This window comes from Massilia aquatica, from assembly GCF_011682045.1.
In the GTDB taxonomy this organism is placed as follows: domain Bacteria; phylum Pseudomonadota; class Gammaproteobacteria; order Burkholderiales; family Burkholderiaceae_D; genus Telluria_A; species Telluria_A aquatica.
Genome location: NZ_VVIW01000034.1, coordinates 27,251 through 44,564 on the forward strand (window position 1 = coordinate 27,251; position 17,314 = coordinate 44,564).

Genomic DNA, 17,314 nt, shown 5'->3' on the forward strand with positions numbered 1-17,314 from the left:
CCAATGTGACCAATCCTACGATCGTCGCGCAACACGTTACCGATGTGGCCACGACATGGTGGCGGCGACGCCGTGAGCCGGCCGATGTGCGGCTGCGCTTCGGTCAACTGGTCGATATCGATAGCGCCATCGATGCCCATCTGGACGGCCTGTACGAAGCGGGCGACGCCGCCATGGCGCTGGCCAACGCGGCGTACGACAAGGCCGCCGGGCGCCGGTTCTTCGATGTCGGCGCCGATGCGTTTGTCGTCTTGTCGATCGCCTTCCTCGACGACGAGCGCAAGGCGATGGATGACGCCATCGCCAGCCTGGCCGGCAAGCCCGGTTTTTGCGAAGCCGTTCACGGCGTCCTGGGCTGGTTCGATTCGGCCACTGTCGCCAGCCTGATTGCTGAAAAAGTCAGGTCCCCGGAGGGCGACCTGCGACGCGCCGCCCTCGCCCATGCTCACCTTCATTCCACGATCGCGGACGATGCCCTCCTGGCCGGCACCGCCTCGCCGGGCGCCGCCGAATTCGATGCGATCGCACACTGCGGGAGAGTCGGCCTGTTACCTGGCGTTGCCAACTTCCTCGACACAGCCGCGCCCGAGGACCCAGCCTTTTTCAGTGCGGCCCGCTGCGCATTGCTGCTCGACGAGCGCGAGATGTCGATTCCGTCCTTGCGGTCCTATGCGGCATCGGAAGGCGCGCATGCTTCGGAGGCCGTCAAGCTGCTTTGCCTGGCACTATCGGGCAGCCAATTACAAGAACACGTGGCGCGATTGACGCACTACCCTCATTCGCGCGCGCTGCCGATTCAGGCGGCCGGATGGAGCGGCGACCCGGCCCATATCCCCTGGCTGCTTGCGCAGCTCGACGACAGCGCCGAGGCCAGGCTGGCCGGCGAGGCGATACGCCTGATTACCGGCCTCGATCTGGATGCCAACAAGATGGTGCGCGAAGAACCTCGGCCGGGTGCCGGCAGTGCGCCCCCGTACCCGCTGCCGGATCGCGCCCGCTTGACAGCCTGGTGGGACGCCAACGGGCAGTTTTACCCGGGCGGTGTGCGCTATCTGTTGGGCCGACCCGTATCCGATTCCTGGCTTGTGCATATTCTGTCCACCGGTGAACAGGCGCATCGCGCGCTGGCAGCGCTTCACCGCGTACTGTCGCACCCGGGCGAGCCGGCCTTTCCGCTACGCGCCAGCGCGGCGATTCAATTACGGCGTCTCGAACGCCTTCGAGGAGGTGATGATGACCGTTGCTAATCCACCGAGATCAATCGACGCGCCGGCCGCAAAACGAAGCGACGCGGCTAGTGCGCCTGGCATCGTCATTGGCACGCTGGCGGGATTCGATGCCGAGGGTGCGCCCCTGGTTCACGCCGGCGGGCGGCCCGCGATCGCGGCGCTGACCCTGGTCGAGCTTGGGCATGAACATATCGGCGCACGCGTCGCCTTGCAGTTCGAAGGCGCCAGCCTTCGCTCGCCCGTCGTGATGGGGATTGTGCGGGCGCCGCGCGCTCCAGCGGATCGCGCCGGTGGCGAGGCGCCGCCCGCCTTGGCGGGAACGCCATTGCTGGTATCGGCCGATGACGAGGACCTCGTGCTGGTCGCGCTTCGCCGAATTACGCTCGTGTGCGGCGCGGCCTCGATCACGCTCGACGCGCAAGGCAATATCGAAATCAGGGGCAAGCATATCCTCTCCCGCGCGGCGGGTCAGAACAGGATCAAGGGCGCGTCCGTTTCGTTGAACTGATCAGGGGTTGGCATGAACCTCACCAATCACACCAGGTTCGCCGCAGGCTATACAACGATGCACGACAAGGCGGGAAGCGAGTGCCTGGTGGTGGTGGTCAAGGCCACGTTTCGCTTGCCCTGCGCTGGCAAGCCGCCGGAGCCGATGGATGAACAGGTACCGGTCACCCTGGCCGACACGGCGACCGGCGAACCCGGTGCGAGCGCGCCGGAGTACGAGTGCGATTACTGCCTGGACAAGCCGATGGTCGATGTTCTTCTGCTGGGCAGCGCCTACGCTCCACGCGGTGTGGCGGCGGACATGGTGCCGGTCGGGCTGCGGGTCGGGAGCATGTCCAAGGCATTCAATGTGCTCGGCAAACGCCAGTGGCGCGCCCACCTGCGCGGCGCGCTGGTCGGCATCGGCAAAGCGGAGCCGTTCATCAGGCAAGCCATCAGCTACGACATCGCGTACGGCGGAACGCAGACCGGTCGCGAAGGGGCAGCCGGTCGCCCGGCCTATGCCCGCAACCCGGTTGGCTGCGGCTATCACCCGCAGCGCGCCTCCGCGCACGGAATGCCGGTGGCGCGCACGGAATCGCCGTCCGACCCGGTCACCAGCCCAAGGGGAACGTATGCGCCACTGAGTTTTGGCCCGCTGGGCCGCCATTGGGAGCCACGCGTGAAATACGCAGGCACGTACGACGCGAACTGGCTGGAACAGGTCTTTCCTTTTTTGCCGCCTGATTTCGACGCCCGCTATTTTCAGAGCGCGCCGGAAGATCAACGCTTAGCGCAGCTTGACGGCGGCGAGTCGGTGATCCTGGTGAACCTGACGCATCCGGCGTTGACGCCATCGGGCCGGCTCGAATTCACGCTTCCCGACTTGGCCATGTCCGTCACGCTGACAGCGCGCGAGGGAAGCCCTGAACGCGTGGCCGCTCGTGCCGACACGCTCGTTTTCGAGCCGGACCGGCAGCGCTTCACGGTTGTGTGGCGCGTGGTCAGGCAGTTGGACAACGATATCCTGCGGTTTAGCGGCATCGAGATCGGCGAGCGTGCGCCAGGCCACGTCGTCAAGATTGCTCTGGAGGTGTTGGCCGGTGCCTTGCCGTCCCGGCGGCGCGACATTGCCGGGGACGCGCCATGACCGAACCGCTTGCCCTGCTGCGCACCGGCGCGGTGACCTGCGTGGGACTGGACGCGCCGTCCACCTTTGCGGCATTGCGCACGCGGCTCAATCACTTTTACGACCTGCCATTCGTCGACACCCGTGGCGAGCCGATCACGGCGGGACTGGTCACGCTGGGGCAGGACGCCGACCGGGCGCCGCCCATCGACAAGCATGCGGCGATGCTGGCGCGCGCAATCGGCGAATGCCTCGACGGCCTGGCGCTTCCGGATACGCGCGACATCCCGCTGCTGCTATGCGTTGCCGAAGTGACGCGGCCGGGACGCATCGCCGCGCTCGACGCCGGGCTGCGTCCAGCCCTGGAGAGAGCGCTGGAGCGGGGCTTTTCGCCGCAGTCGCGGGTGTATGCGTACGGCCAGGCCGGCGCCGCGATTGCCCTCAACGACGCGTTCGCGCTGGCCGGCTCGCATCCATTCGTGCTCATTGCCGGCGTCGATTCGTATGTCAGCGCGGGGACTTTGCTGGCGCTGCATGGCGCCGGACGGGTGCTCTCGTCGGTCAATACGCACGGCTTCATTCCGGGCGAGGCAGCGTGCGCGGTGCTGGTAGCGCGGCCCGGCCAGGTATCGCATGCGCCACGATGGAGCAAGCGGCAGCGGGCGCGTTCGGCGGCGCCTGGCGCGACCTTGTTTTGCACGGGCCTCGGGATCACGCGGGAAGTGGCGGTTATCGGGAGTGCGGCACCGAACAGGGCGATCGCCCTCAGTGACGCGATCAGGACGGCGCTGGGTGGACTGCCGCCGGATTCGGGTGCGGTGGGACTGCGCATCAGCGGCCAGTCCAGCGAAGACTTCTATGCGAAAGAGTTCGCGCTGGCGGCAGCGCGCACGAATCTGAGCGCCACGCCGTTGTGGATGTTGGCCGACAGCCTTGGCGAGACCGGGGCCGCCGCGGGACTGCTGGCGCTCGCGTGGGCCTACGCCGCCGCGCACAAGAGCTATACAGCGTCGTTCAACATGCTGTGCCTGATGGCGGGCGACGAAGGTGAGCGCAGCGCCGCCCTGCTCAGTTTCGGCGAGTTTTCAGCCTGATCATAGCGGAGGAATCGAGGATGGCCATGTTCCGGATTTACGCCAACCGCATGTCGATCGCGGGCAAGGCTTCCAAGGCTGGCATGAGCACGGCGGCCTTTCCCGATGTGTGCGGCAGCCCGCCGGCGCCGGCCAGGATCGGCGTGCCGGTCCCCTACCCCAACACGGCCAGGATCAGCGATCTGGAAAACGGCTCGACCAGCGTCTTCATGTACGGCGAGCCGGTTGCGCTGCGCGACAAGAGCCGGATCGCGACCAGCACCGGCAACGAGCCTGCCACCGAGGCGTTCAGGAAGGGGATCAAGAGCGGCGCCATCAAGGGCAAGGCTTACTTTCTGTCGTGGTCGCCGAACGTGTTCGTCGAAGGGTACAACGTGCCGCGACATCTTGACCTGATGAGCCATAACCATAAAACTTAAGGGCGGCGAACATGTCTATCCTCAGTCGTGGGGCTGTCGGGCAGCAGGCGGGAGCCGGGGTGCTGGTGCGAAAAGCACCGCCGAGATTGCCGATGCCGCAGCCGCCGGGCGGCTTTCCGATAGACGAGCTGCCTGCCGGCCCGGGGGAGCCGCCACGGGGACCGCTGATGCTCGGCCCTCCGGAATATTATGCGGCGCTGATGAGTTTGTTGAATATCCTCACCAACCGGCTCAAGGATAATCAGAACGATCAGGAAGACGACAAGTGCAAGATCTATTCGTATAGAGACAGGGATAAGGAGTGTCCCGGCGGACGATCGCACCACATCGTTCCGGACCGCTGTTGGAGATCGCCCGGCACCCGTAGACAGCGAACCGGGATCATATCGTATGGAACTGTGATCGATCAGCTTCTGGACAAATATCTGTCAAGTCGGGGTGGCGGGTATTATTATGCGAAAAAAATGGATGACGAAAAAGGACAGTGTATTTGCGTTTCGGAAGAACAGCATGCTGCCATACACAAAATCTACGATTCCAACGAAGAAATCGTCGGCGAGAATGCCGATCCACAATGGACATCCACGCTGGAGAATCTTGAGGCGATCGGATCAGAAGCAGCATCGACCGTTACAGGTTGCAACGTGCTTAAAATCAAGACTACGTTGCGAACGCGGCACGACGCTCTCGGCTTAGATAAAGATCTGCTACTTAGAGCTGACCCACGCGGAAAGAGCGGACTGACAATGCAAAAGTTTGGGGAAGCACTTTCACGCGCCAGCAAAATGAAACCGTCCAACTAGGAGACTATTTTGGTAAAAAGCGCAGCATCATTGGAATTCCTGGACGGTTGCATTATCGAAAAAGACTATTTTTTCTTCTCGACCCGACTGGATGCCCAACCGCTGGATGAGTACGATCACGGCCGCATCATGTGGTTCGAATCCGGGAAATGGTTCTATCAGGACAGAAACTGGCAGGTAAGTGCAGTCTGCGTGTTGGCACATGCGGCCTCGAAAAAAGACCGCGCCTATGTCGCTCTGGAAGAAGGAAGCGGGATCGTTGGTTTTTACATTCCAGGCAGTGGGAAGGATGTGATCGACGAGGCTTTGCCAAGGGGGGAACATGGACAAGGGATCGCTTCTTTGACGGATATCGCCCAAATCGGTGGACATCTTTATCTGTGCGGTTACGGCGGCAAAGTAATGCGTCGCGCAGACGGAAAATGGGAGTCCTTTGACAACGGGCTAAAAGCGTTGACCTTAAGGGATTTTCTGCAACGAGGAATGAGCGTTTCCGATGCGCTACAAGCAGCCGCCCCCACTCAGCGCGACATGATCGCAATCAACGGTTTTTCCGAAGAAGACATTTATTGCGTTGGCCGCGAAGGATTGATTTTTCATTTCGATGGATCTATTTGGCATCAAACAGAAAAGGCGACGAATGTAGACTTGAATTGCGTTCACTGTGCCGCCGATGGCTTTGTCTATACGGCAGGAAATAGGGGTGTGCTAATCCAAGGAAAGGGTAACGATTTCCACGTTTTGATTAGTGGCGTGGATGACGATTTTTACGCCGCAACATGGTTTGACGGCCACCTTTACGTCGGCGGTCTGAAAGGCCTATACCGTCTCGAAAAAGACGGATTGCGCTATGTCGACACCGGCGAGGGAAGCTTCAAATGCAGGGCGTTGGATTCCTGCGCTGGCCAGCTGTTAGTGATTGCCAAGCGCTGGCTGGCGGTGTTCGATGGACTGAACTGGAAGCGCATCGACCATCCCGATAATATCTGACTTCGCCGTGCCGGGCTTCGTACAAACCCGGCACGCGCACCCTTCCCTATTTCAGATAGCGCTCGAACCACCCCACCGTGCGCGCGCGCTGGTCGCGCTGGTGCTCGGGCTTGCGGATCGCGTGGCCTTCGCCGTCATAAATCACCAGCGCGGTCGGCGTGCCCATGGCGCGCAGGCCGTGCCAGAACTCCATCGATTGCACCGCCGGCGTTTCCACATCGCGCTCGCCCACGTACAGCAAGGTCGGCGTCCTGGCGGCCTTGATCGACTCGATCGGCGAAGCCGCCCGGTACACCGCCGGATCATCGTAGGCCGAGGCGCCGAAGAAGGGAATCATCCACTGGTCGATGCCGTTCTGGCCGTAGTAGCTGATCCAGTTGGCGATGCCGGCGCCGGCCACCGCCGCCTTGAAGCGCTGGCTGTGGGTAACGCCCCACATGGTCATGAAGCCGCCGTAGGAGTGTCCCATCAGGCCGAGACGGTCGGTGTCGACCGGCGCGGTCTTGGCGGCGGCGTCGATGCCGGCCAGGATATCGCGCCAGTCGCCACCGCCGAAATCGCGCTTGTTGGCGCTGCTGAAGGCGATGCCCTGGCCAAAGCTGCCGCGCGGGTTGGGCAGGAACACGTAATACCCTTTGCGCGCGAGGTCGCGCAGCAGCGGGTTGGCCTGCTCGCCGTTCGAGACGAAGCGCGGCGACGCGGCCGACGCCGGCCCACCGTGCACCTGCACCACCATCGGATATTTTTTGCCCGCTTCGATCGCCAGCGGCGCGAGCAGCCAGCCCTGCATCCTGAAGCCGTCATTGGTCCATTCGACGCTGCTGGCGCGCACCTGCGGCGCGAAGGCGTCGTTGTCGCGCGTGATGGCGGCCAGTTGCGGCAGGCGTCCGGCGACGATACGCGGGGCGCGCGCGAAGTCTTCGTGCACCGAGGCGGCGACGGCGCCATCGGCGCTGAAAACAAAGCGTCCCTGGCGCGAGCCGGCCGCGCCCACTGCGCCCGACCAGAGCGTGCGGGTGCTGCGCTTGACCGGGTCGATCGTGAGCACCGCGTGTTCGCTGCCGACCAGCGCCGAGGCGATCAAGTGCTTGCCCTGCCAGGCCAACCCGTTGAAGGAGCCGGCGAAGCGCGGGGTGACGTTGTGCGGTTCGCCGCCGGCCAGCGGCACCGTAAACACGTCGCCGCCAACCGAGCCGAAGTCGCTCATGAGACCCGCGATGAAGGCGACGCTGCGCCCGTCCGGGGCGACGCGCGGAATGTTCATCTGCATCCTGGGAGCGGCCAGTACACGCAGCGCGCCGCTGGCAATGTCGACGTGGCCGAGCGTGGCGACCCACCAGTTGTTGTCGCCATTACCCTTGGCGCTGGTGACGGCGAAGCCTTTGCCGTCGGGGGTCCAGTCGTATTCGTAAATATAGCTGTCCGGTGGCGAGACCATGGTCAGTTCGCCGCCGTTGGCGGGGACCAGGGCGAGGCGCTGGGCGTCTTCCTGCACGCCGATTTCGCCGACCTGGCGCGCCCCGGCTTCGACCGCGCCGGCCAGCTTTTTGGCACCCGGGGTGGCGAGCAGCGCAATGCGTTTGCCGTCCGGCGACCAGCGCGCGGTGCTGGCCACGCCCTTGATGACGGCGGCCGGCGCGGCGCCCGCCGCTGCGGCGATGTACAGCGTGGCGGTGCCGGCCTTGGCGTCGGCGCTGATGAACGCCAGCGATTGCTGGTCGGGCGACCAGGCGGGATGGTCGTAGATGCAGGTGGCGCACGGGTCGTACTGGGCGACGATGGCGCCGCTGGCGGCGTCGCGCACCACCACGACCGCGTGCGGACGCAGCGGCAGGCCGCCCGGGTCGAGCGCTTCGAGGGCGGCGATGCGCTTGCCGTCGGGCGTGATCGCCAGGGCGCGGTAGTCGCGCAGGGCCGCCGGCTCGGCTGCCAGTGCGGGTGTGATGGCGCCGGCCAGCATGGCCGAGAACAGGACTGTGTGGAGTTGTGACATAGTGAGTTTATGTAGGTGAGATGTCTGCCGGCTCTTTGTAGGAGTCAGACAATGATCAGCCAGGAAGCCTGGGTCGATGCTTTCAGCGGCTTCAATATATACGATTGCGCGCTGCACAAGCGCACCCTGCGCCGGCGCTTTCTGGAGCAAACCGGGACGTCGACATGGCTGGAAACGAGCGCGCTGTCAGTGGAACAAGTGGCCAACGCGACCGGATTCGGCACCAGCGCGGCGTTGCGCGCTTGTTTCGGCAGGCAGGTCGGGACCAGTCCTCAACAGTATCGGCAAAGTTTCCGGCCGCGTTGACTGGCGGCCCCGCTTTCAGGCGCGTTCGAGGCGGATTTCCGCATACATCTCGCCATCTTCGTCCAGGCCGGTTTCGACGAACCCAAAGCTGGCGTAGAAATCTTTTGCCACCGGGTTGCTCGGCCAGTAGCAGATCTGGATGACTGTGGCATCGGGACGGCTGCGGATCTCGTCGAGCGCCAGGGCGAGCGCGCGCCGGCCGTAGCCTTTGCGCTGCAAGCCGCTGTCGATCATGAAACGGTAGATGGCGTACTCGCCCGGCTGGCCTTCGTCGGCCAGCGACACATACATCAGGAAGCCGATCGGCTTGTCGTCGGCATAGATGGCGCGGGTGAAGAAGCTGCCGGGATAAAAACTGGCCTGGGCGATGGAGTAGGCATTGCTGGCAAGGTAATCCTGCTGCTCCGGCAGCAGGGGCAGTTCGATAATGGCGTCGAAATTGTGTTCGGTAACGGCTTGCAGGGTGATCGTCATGCTTCGACTTTCTGTGGCGAAGGAATGGCGGCGCGCGCTGTGCGCCGCCGGAGGGAGATGCTCAGGCCTTGCCGACCGAGAGCATGCGCTCGACGTAGCGGGCGATCAGGTCGATTTCGAGGTTGACCTTGCTGCCGGCGCGCAAGTGCTTGAGCGTGGTGACCGAGATCGTGTGCGGAATCAGGTTGATCGAGAAGCGGCACAGCTTGCCCGAGGCGGCGTCCAGGTCTTCCACCCGGTTCACCGTCAGCGAGACGCCGTTGACGACCACCGAGCCCTTGAAGGCGAGGAACCTGGCCAGGTCGTGCGGGGCGTCGATGACCAGTTCCCACGATTCGCCCACGGCCTCGAAGCGGTGCACCTGTCCCAGCCCGTCGACGTGGCCGGAGACCAGATGCCCGCCCAGGCGTTCGGCCAGGGTCAGCGCTTTTTCAAGGTTGACTTCGCCCGGGGCGTCGAGGCCGGCGGTGCAGTTGAGGCTTTCGCGCGAGACATCGACGCTGAAGGCGCTGTCGGTCCTGGCGACCACGGTCATGCATGCGCCGTTGATGGCGATGGAGTCGCCCAGGGCAACGTCGCCCAGCGGCAGGCCGCCGGCGTCGATGTCGAGGCGCACGCCTGCGTCGAGGCCGCCTTCAAGTGGTTGGACGGTGCTGATCTTGCCGACGGCGGCGACGATTCCTGTAAACATACTGGTCTATTCCTTGGTGTGAGTAAAGCGGGCGAGGATGCGCAGATCCTCGCCCATCTGTTGAATGTCGTGAAAACGCAGGCGTTTTTGCTGGTCGAGGCTGGTCAAGGCGGGCAGCGCGAACATGCCCTGGGCTTCACCCAGCAGGCTCGGCGCAAGGTAAACCAGCAGTTCGTCGACGCAACCCTCGCGGATCATCGATCCGTTGAGCCTGGCGCCGGCTTCGACGTGCAGTTCGTTGATGTCGCGCCGGCCCAGCTCGCGCATCAGGGCGGGCAGGTCGACCTTGCCGCTGGCGTTGGGCAGCAGGATGACGTCGTGGCCAGCGGACCGCAGCACGGCTTCCTTGTCCGGGTCGGGCACGGCGGCCACGATCCAGCTTGGCGCGCCGGCCAGCACGCGGGCGGCCGGATCAATCTCGAGCTTGCTGTCGACGATGACGCGGCGCGGCTGGCGCGTGGTTTCCACGGCGCGCACGTTCATTTGCGGGTCGTCGGCCTTGACGGTGCCGATACCGGTGAGAATGGCGCAGGCGCGGGCGCGCCAGGCGTGGCCGTCGGCACGTGCTTGCGGCCCCGTGATCCACTGGCTGGCGCCGTTGTGCAGGGCCGTCATGCCGTCCAGGCTGGCGGCGGTCTTGAGGCGCACCCACGGCAAGCCGCGCTGCATGCGCGACAGGAAGCCGATGTTCAGTTCACGCGCCTCGGCTTCGTGCAGCCCGGCACTGACGGCGATGCCGGCGGCCGCCAGCTTGGCCAGCCCTTGGCCGGCGACCAGCGGATTGGGGTCGACCATGGCGGCGACGACGCGGCCCAGGCCGGCACGCACCAGGGCGTCCGAACACGGTGGGGTGCGTCCGAAATGGTTGCACGGTTCCAGGGTCACATAGGCGGTGGCGCCGCGCACGTCGTTGCCGCGGGCCTCGGCGTCGCGCAGGGCCTGGATTTCGGCATGGGCCTGTCCGGCTGGTTGCGTGTGACCGGCGCCGATAACCACGCCGTCGCGCACGATCACGCAGCCGACACGCGGGTTCGGCGAGGTGGTGTACAGCCCTTTGGCGGCCCAGTCGAGGGCCAGGGTCATGGCTGCTGAATCAGTAAGTAATTGCACAAGTGTCCCAGCGAAAATGGCTGACCGCGATTTTACGCCAAGACAGCCGTTCCCGCCCGGGAGGGTGCAATGCCGGCGTTCGGGCAGGCTGGCGGCGTGCGCCTTCGCCGCGCCGGTCATCATGCAAGTGCCCCGCCCACTTTCACCGTGATCGCTACGGTTCCTCCTCTCCTTCGCACGTGGCGCCATCGCGCGCCGGATTGCAAACGCGGGCGCGGCCGAGCATGTTAATGATGATGCGGCGCGTCTGTTCGCCCTGGAACAGCGACAGCGTGCCCCAGCGCGCCGCCGCGCTGCTGGTCGATGTACAGCTGCGTCCGGCACTGTTGTAGGCCAGGTAATCGGGCAGCTTCTGGCTGGAAAACACGGCGCTGACGACGATGCCCTTCCCCACCGGTCCGTGCGTGGAGATCAGCTCGTCGGACGCACCCGGCCGGCGGTCGCCGTCGTGGTCGACAAACGCCACCCAGCCCAGGCTCCAGTCGGCACCGCCGGGTTCGAGCGGCGCCAGAACGACGCGCTGGCCGCGTGCCATCGCTTGCGCGCGCGTCATGCCGATGGCGCCGGACAAATCGTTCACGGCGGCATTGAGCTGGTACAGGCGGATCATGGCGCGCATGTCCGGCACCGCGACGGCCAGCGCAATGGCGGCGATGAGCAGGACCGCCATCAGCTCGACCAGCGAAAACGCGCTCGCGCGCAGCGGCGTTGCGTGCCTCACTGCGCGCCTCATGGCCAGCAACCGGCGGCGCTGCCGCTGGCCGTGTGTTCGCCGGCACTGTTGAGCGTGAGGGTCTGGCATTCGCCATCGCGGAAGGTGGCGTCGACCCGGTCGGTGCCGGGAATGGCTTCGATGACGATGCAGCGCGCGATCTCCTGGCCGGCGCAGGGCTTGCCGCGCAGTTCGTAGGCGCTCGACTGCGCGCTGCTGCCGGACCACCATTTGACATGCTCTTGATCCGCCCCGCCCTGCCCGGCCGCGAACGCCAGGTAGCGGTTGTGCTGCGTGTAATAGCGCTCCTGCTTTTGCATCAGATCGAGCAGGGCCGCCTGGGCTTCGGCGCGGCGCGCCTTGACCACGAAGCCCTGGTAGCCAGGGTAGGCCAGCGCGGCAAGCAGCGCGATGATGGTCATCACGATCATGGTTTCGATCAGGGTAAAGCCTCGACTGGTTTTCATTGCCGCTTCCTTTCGCTGGGTGACTATTTTTCCTTTGCCGCATCGTGCAGGTCTTGCCAGTTGTGCACCTCGCGCCAGCCGAGGCGGCGCGACGGGTAGCGGATGCTCACTTGCTGGGCCGGCGCCGCCTTGCCGCCGTCTTGCGGACGCACGATGGCGTAGCTGTGCGCCGCCTCGGCGCGGCCGCTGGAGGTGCGCGGTCCGGTGCCGGTGCGCGTTTCGATCAGCAGCGGCGGCACGCCGGCCAGCGTGGGGTAGCGCTCGCCGGTGCTCTCGCCCGAGCGCACGCGGCCGTCGGCGCCGATGGCCAGGCCGCTCAGCGCGTCGAGCACGTAGCTGCGCGACGCCGGCGCAGTGCACGCATCGGCGCCAGGGAGCAAGCTGTCGACGATCAGGGTTCCGCCCCTTGCCACCGGGCTGCCTGCGGCGCGCTCGCCGTCAATGGCGCTGTTGGGGAAATCGAAGAACCAGCCTTTCGACGCACTTCCCCCCTCTTGCCCGTCCAGCTCGACGGGTGCGCCCGCCACCGCATAGCGCGCCGTGCCGCTCAGGATGCGCGGCACGAGCCGTGCGCGCGAGAACGGCGGCTGCTTGCCCAGGGAGTCGTGGACGGCGTAAAACGATTGCGGCAGAAAGCTGCTGCGCTGCGTGTCGGCCAGTTCGATGAACTTGCCGGTGCCGAACAGCACGAGGTAGCCGCCACCGGGCGCGAACACGATGCGGGGCGCGTGGGCGATGGGCTGAGGCCTGCCGCCGGCGTCGCGCGCATCGAACAGGGGCGACAGCGCCGAGCCCCATGGCGCCGCTCCGGTAAAATCAAAGCGCCACAGCCGCCCCTGCAAGTCGCCCGCGTAGGCATAACGCACGCTGGCGTCGCCCGCCAGCGCCAGCGCCGGGGGCGAAAGCGCGTTCGGCTGCGACGCCTCGGACGCCGGCGCGAGGAAGCGGTAGTAATTGACGCCGCGCTGCCAGCGCGCCGAGGCCGGCTTGTCGAGCGCGAGCAGGAACAGCGCGCCGCCGCTATCGTCGGCGCCATTGTTGATGCCGCTGGCGACGACGACAAAGTCGCGGTACTGCGGCACGCCCTCCTTGACGGCGGTCCTGAACCGCGCGACCAGCGGCGGCGCGGCGACATGCCCCATGGCCGGGTCGTCGTGCCCGGTGAATTCCCACAGCGCGCCCAAGCCGGTATGAAAAGCAGCCGGATCGGAGATGTCGAGCGCGAACACGCCGCGCGCGCCCATGCCCATGCCGGAGGCCAGGATGGTGCGCCAGCGCCCCTCGACCAGTGCGTCGCCGCTGCCGGCGCTGGCGTCGACAAACGGCCGGTGGCGGTAGCCGGGGTCGGCCAATTGCGCCAGCAGCGGCGTCAAGGCCTGCGGCACGTAGGCAAACAGTTCGGCGCCGCTGGCGGCGTCGAACGCGTGCAGCATGCCGTCGTTGGCGCCCACATAAGCGACGGCGGGCCGCTCGCGCTGGCGCTTGTAGAAGTCGAGGTAGGCCAGGTCGCCGCGCGACGGCGGCGGCGGCCCGACCAGCAGGGGCACGCTGTGCACCACGTCGCCGAGCACGCTGGTGCGGCGCCGCAAGACGCCGCCCGGCTGGCCGGCCTCCCTGTCGCGCCCGCCGCGCAAAAAGGCCGTGCGCGCTTCGCCCAGCCCGTCCGGCGCGCCGCCGGCCACGGCAACGTCCAGCAAAGCGCGCGCTTCCTGCGGCAGACTGGGCCAGTCGAACCGGATGGTGACCGTTTTATCGGGCAGGTAGGCCAGGGTGTAGATCTTGCGCGCCGCCGGCGCCATGCGGGGCGGCAGCGCTGGCCGCGTGCCATCGTTACCGGTCAGCAGTTCGGCGGCGTCCCAGTCCACTTGGTCGGAGATGGACGGTGCGCCGCCCTTGCCCACGGTGAGCGCGCGCCGCCGCAGGCTGCCGCTGGCCCTGGACAGGTCGCCGCTGGCCTGGAGCACGAAGCCGCGCCCCTTGCTGACGGGGCTGGCCACCAGCGCACCGGGCGTGTCGCCGCCGCTGTGAGCCGCTGCGGCGAACAGGGCGTTGATGGCCGGCCCGATCGCAAACGCGTCCCTGGCGGCAAAAAAGCCTGCCGGGCTGCCGCCGGCACCGCGCCACTCGGTATCGTCGCGCCGCTCGCCCTTGCTAATGAAGGGATTGGCGTCGCCGTTGCGGTCGTCGAAGGCGCCGTATTTGGCGGCCAGGTACAGCGCGCTGGCGCCCTCGCGTTCCGGCACGCCGAGTTCAAGCGCCATGCTGGTGACAGTAACCGGCTTGTCGCGCCGGATCGGGTTGGTGTGCGCCCACCAGGCCGCGCCGGCCAGGTACAGGCTGCCAGCCTTGTTCGGCCCGTCGTTGCGCAGCTCGAGCTCGCCCAGATCGGAGCGGGGCGCGCTGTTGCCATAGGCGCCGCCGCGGTCGGCTTCCATCTCGCCGACGCGGCGCGTGGCCTGCATGACGTCGAAACGAACCGGGGCGAAGGCGTCGGCGGCGCGCGCGGCATCGTTGCGCCCGGTCTGCGTATTGCCCGGCACGTGGCGGTCGTCGATAAAGGCCGGGTGGCCGATGGTGGCGATCAGGTTGCGCTGGCAGGCGGCGGTTACCGGATCGGTGCGGCTCGACCAGACCGGCAAGCCATCGGGTGCCACGCCCCCCGCTGGGGCGCTCGCTTCACGGCCCTGCAAATAGCGCAGCGCTTCGTAAAACAGTTCCGCGCCCGGGTCGCTGGCGGCGTAGCTGCCGGCGCTGGCCGGGCGGCTCCTGCCCATCAGGTTGATGGCGGCCATGCTGCCGCTGGCCGCGCCGCTGCCACGGTCGGGATTGGGGACGAACACGCCGGTCTTGCCGCTCCATTCGGCGCGCGGGTTGGGCTGCGCCTCGTAGCGCGGGGCCTCGCTGGCCTGGACGCCAAGGAACTTGAGCGGTGCGCGCAGCACGCCGCCATCGGGCGCGCCGCCCTGCTCGCGCTCGCCAGCGGCGTAGGCCATCACCCCGATACGTCCACTTCCCGCGTGCCGCTGCAACGCGCCTTCCGGTTTGAATGCGTCGCCGTAGGCCCGGCACAAGGCCGGGCGGCCGGCGCTATCTTCCGGGGTGCAGACGCGCACCCGCGCCAGGAATTCGCCGTGGGATTGATCGGATACCAGCCGGGTCCCGCTCTTGCCGTAGCGCGGTGCGTCGCAGCTTTTGCCTTTCTGGGTGCCGCTGAACAGCACGCGGTTGCGGCAGGACACGATGTACAGGTCGGTCTTGCCGAACGGGGTCAGCCCGGCGCTGTCGGCGGCGGCCAGCATCTTGCGCGGAAAATGCTGGGCGTTGGCGTAGAAATCGACATGCGCCGCCCCGTCGGGCAGCCAGGCGCGCTGGAGCACGGTGATGCCGGGCTCGTCAATCACGCGGTCGCCGCCGGTCAGGCCGAGGCGCACCAGGTCCAGGGTCGAGGCCGTGGCCCAGTTGAGCAGGTTGCCGCTGAAGGCATCGGCGCCGCAGCCACGGTCCGCCGCTACCGGGCCGGCCGGCGCAAAATGCCCGAGGCGTTCGTCCAGGTCGGGCTCGCGTACCGAGCGCGAGTGCACCTTCATCGGATACCGGTAGCACAGGCGCGGGTTGAAGTAGCCGGGATAATCGGTCGCGCGCGCAAAAACGCCGCGATACGCCGCGCCGGCATCGTCGAAGCTGAGCGACAGGTTGAGCAGCAGGTTGGGCGGAATCTGTCCGGGTGCGCCGAGCACGCCGTCGGGCACCTGCAGGAGCGGCGGCGCGGCGCCGGCCACGCAGGCCCAGCAGACGAGCAAGGGCGCGAGCAGCAGCGCCGGCAAGCGCCCAAGAAAGGCGTTCATGCCCCCTCCTCCGGCGCCGCCTTGAGGTAGAACGCTTGCAGCACCACGCGGGTCGTATCGAGCGCGCCAAAGCCGATGGCGGTGATGCGGTAAAAGTTGCCCGGTGGACGGGCGGCATCGGCGCCGGCCTGGGTGTGCGGCAACAGTTCGATCAGGTAGCGCGGCGCGCGCAGCGGCAGCGTTCCCTTGCCCGATGGCAGTTGGGCACCGGTGAAGCGGCCGTACGCCACGCCGCCCGCCTGCGGCCCGTCCTTGCCCGACAGATCGACACGCTGCCACGCCGGCTGCCCGGCCAGGTGCAGGCACAGGCCAGCATTGATGTCAGTCTGTGCGCCGCAGCCGTCCACGAAGCCGAGTGCATTGCCCCGCGCAAACAGCGCGGCGCGCCGGGACGCGGGATCGGCGCCGCCCTCGATATCGTGCTCGGCATCGGCCAGCGCCGCCTCGGCCGCAGCAAAGGCGATTTGCCGGTCGCGCTCGTGGCGCGCCGATTTTTCGCTGCTCAGCGCGCTACGGGCGGCGGACACGCCGAGGATCATCAGCGCCAGCAGCACGAACAGCGCCGTCAGCAGAACGGCGCCCTGCTGGCGGTCGATTTGGGGCGGAAGTGCGTGCATGGGATTCACATAGCCGCGTTGCGCAGCACGATGGTAGTGGCGAAGCTGCGCCGCTCGCGCCAGCGCTGCGCCGGCGCCAGGCGCGCTTCGTCGATCCGCGTGCCGGGGTCGCCGGCGCTGCTGTAGCCGGGGCCGAACAGCTCGTAAATGAGCGGTTCGCGCCCGCCAGCGCCGCCGGCTGCGCCATGCAGCAACAGCGCCACCCTGACGCTGGCGACCCGCTTCCAGTGGGTCTTGCGGCGCAGATCGCGCTCGCGTTCGCCTGGCGTCGCGCCATCGAGCACCAGCGCGGCATCGAGCGCGTTGACGGCCCCGGCGGCCAGGTACTGGTTGGGCAAGCCATCGCGGGGCTCGTCGGTGTCGAGTCCGTACAGCACCTGGAAGCTATCGACTCCACCCACCAGCGCATCGCTGCGCCAGTTTTTCTGGCCACGGTATTTGCAGCGCAGTTCGGCGACGCCGGCGGCGTCGACCGCGACATGGAAAATGCTCCAGCCCTCGTTGCCGGCGCCCACCGCGAACCCAGCGCAGCTGAGTACGCTGCCATCGCCGTCCGCTCCGGCTCCCGCGCCATCGAAGCGCAGCGCCAGCACGTCGCTGCCGTTGACGCCGCCCGGGCGGGCATTGTCGGTGCCCGGCCCGCCGCCCGCCAGCATATGGTTGTCCAGTCCACCGATGCGGGCGGCCGTCGCGGCGGGCGCTGGCGGCGCGTCTTCGCGCTCGAGGTCGACCCAGGCGCTCTGGCGAACCGCCCGTTCGATGGCCTCGAGCGCGAAGCGGCCGGCGTCGTCGGTCTGCGCCAGCTGGTCCTGCGCGGCGTAGCCGGACTGGGCCGACAGCAGCAGCGTCGCCGCCGCCAGGCTCACCAGCAGGCCGAGCACCAGCGCGACCAGCAGTTCGACCAGGCCCAGTCCGGCCTGCCATGGCCTGCACAAGCCCATGCGCGCTC

The 17,314-nt window shown here is 67.0% G+C and carries 17 protein-coding genes; 8 read left to right on the forward strand and 9 right to left on the reverse strand.

Annotated elements, in window-relative coordinates; genetic code table 11:
* The first annotated feature begins 5 nt into the window (after positions 1-5).
* Genes F1609_RS31100 through F1609_RS31130 form a run of 7 tightly spaced genes read left to right on the forward strand, consistent with a single transcriptional unit; the run spans position 6 to position 6,150 of the window.
* Positions 6-1,247 carry a hypothetical protein gene (locus F1609_RS31100; RefSeq protein WP_167081298.1) on the forward strand — a complete coding sequence of 414 codons (1,242 nt, stop codon included), beginning with the start codon at positions 6-8 and terminating at the stop codon, positions 1,245-1,247.
* The gene (locus tag F1609_RS31105) at positions 1,234-1,737 is read left to right on the forward strand and encodes a DUF6484 domain-containing protein (protein ID WP_167081300.1); all 504 of its coding nucleotides are present in this window, start codon (positions 1,234-1,236) and stop codon (positions 1,735-1,737) included. Before F1609_RS31100 ends, F1609_RS31105 begins: the two co-directional genes overlap by 14 nt.
* A 12-nt stretch (positions 1,738-1,749) precedes the next feature.
* Positions 1,750-2,865 (forward strand): DUF2169 family type VI secretion system accessory protein, encoded by a 1,116-nt coding sequence (locus F1609_RS31110; RefSeq protein WP_167081302.1) that lies wholly within the window; start codon positions 1,750-1,752, stop codon positions 2,863-2,865.
* Entirely contained in the window at positions 2,862-3,938 is a 1,077-nt protein-coding gene (locus tag F1609_RS31115) for a hypothetical protein (protein ID WP_167081304.1), read from the forward strand. The genes F1609_RS31110 and F1609_RS31115 overlap by 4 nt, the downstream gene beginning before the upstream one ends.
* A 26-nt stretch (positions 3,939-3,964) precedes the next feature.
* Positions 3,965-4,357, forward strand: a complete 393-nt coding sequence (locus F1609_RS31120; protein WP_167081306.1) for a DUF4150 domain-containing protein — start codon at positions 3,965-3,967, stop codon at positions 4,355-4,357.
* Positions 4,358-4,368: 11 nt separating this feature from the next.
* A complete protein-coding gene (locus tag F1609_RS31125; protein WP_167081308.1) occupies positions 4,369-5,160 on the forward strand; it encodes a hypothetical protein in 792 nt (263 codons plus the stop codon).
* A gap of 9 nt (positions 5,161-5,169) precedes the next feature.
* Positions 5,170-6,150, forward strand: a complete 981-nt coding sequence (locus F1609_RS31130; protein ID WP_167081310.1) for a beta propeller repeat protein — start codon at positions 5,170-5,172, stop codon at positions 6,148-6,150.
* 46 nt (positions 6,151-6,196) lie between these two features.
* Here the strand turns inward: F1609_RS31130 and F1609_RS31135 are convergent, their stop codons facing one another.
* The gene (locus F1609_RS31135) at positions 6,197-8,143 is read right to left on the reverse strand and encodes an alpha/beta hydrolase family protein (RefSeq protein WP_196785512.1); all 1,947 of its coding nucleotides are present in this window, start codon (positions 8,141-8,143) and stop codon (positions 6,197-6,199) included.
* A 51-nt stretch (positions 8,144-8,194) separates the two neighbouring features.
* Between F1609_RS31135 and F1609_RS31140 the strand changes: the two genes are divergently transcribed.
* Positions 8,195-8,449, forward strand: coding sequence for a helix-turn-helix domain-containing protein (locus F1609_RS31140; RefSeq protein ID WP_167081312.1), 255 nt, complete (start codon positions 8,195-8,197; stop codon positions 8,447-8,449).
* Positions 8,450-8,464: 15 nt separating this feature from the next.
* Here the strand turns inward: F1609_RS31140 and F1609_RS31145 are convergent, their stop codons facing one another.
* The 8 genes from F1609_RS31145 to F1609_RS31180 form a co-directional block, all read right to left on the reverse strand.
* Complete coding sequence (locus F1609_RS31145; RefSeq protein ID WP_167081314.1) at positions 8,465-8,923, reverse strand: GNAT family N-acetyltransferase; 459 nt, start codon at positions 8,921-8,923, stop codon at positions 8,465-8,467.
* A 61-nt stretch (positions 8,924-8,984) separates the two neighbouring features.
* Entirely contained in the window at positions 8,985-9,614 is a 630-nt protein-coding gene (locus F1609_RS31150) for a riboflavin synthase (protein ID WP_167081316.1), read from the reverse strand.
* A gap of 6 nt (positions 9,615-9,620) precedes the next feature.
* A complete protein-coding gene (gene ribD / locus F1609_RS31155) occupies positions 9,621-10,697 on the reverse strand; it encodes a bifunctional diaminohydroxyphosphoribosylaminopyrimidine deaminase/5-amino-6-(5-phosphoribosylamino)uracil reductase RibD (protein WP_187363180.1) in 1,077 nt (358 codons plus the stop codon).
* A gap of 181 nt (positions 10,698-10,878) precedes the next feature.
* Positions 10,879-11,445: a GspH/FimT family pseudopilin gene (locus F1609_RS31160; RefSeq protein ID WP_370661695.1), complete on the reverse strand. Its 567-nt coding sequence runs from the start codon at positions 11,443-11,445 to the stop codon at positions 10,879-10,881.
* 8 nt (positions 11,446-11,453) lie between these two features.
* Positions 11,454-11,903, reverse strand: a complete 450-nt coding sequence (locus F1609_RS31165; protein WP_167081322.1) for a type IV pilin protein — start codon at positions 11,901-11,903, stop codon at positions 11,454-11,456.
* Positions 11,904-11,926: 23 nt separating this feature from the next.
* Positions 11,927-15,748, reverse strand: coding sequence for a pilus assembly protein (locus F1609_RS31170; protein WP_167081324.1), 3,822 nt, complete (start codon positions 15,746-15,748; stop codon positions 11,927-11,929).
* Positions 15,745-16,365 carry a pilus assembly PilX family protein gene (locus F1609_RS31175; RefSeq protein WP_167081326.1) on the reverse strand — a complete coding sequence of 207 codons (621 nt, stop codon included), beginning with the start codon at positions 16,363-16,365 and terminating at the stop codon, positions 15,745-15,747. Before F1609_RS31175 ends, F1609_RS31170 begins: the two co-directional genes overlap by 4 nt.
* A 5-nt stretch (positions 16,366-16,370) precedes the next feature.
* On the reverse strand, positions 16,371-17,306 hold the full coding sequence (locus F1609_RS31180) for a PilW family protein (protein ID WP_229422158.1): 936 nt from the start codon (positions 17,304-17,306) through the stop codon (positions 16,371-16,373).
* Between the last annotated feature and the right edge of the window lie 8 nt (positions 17,307-17,314).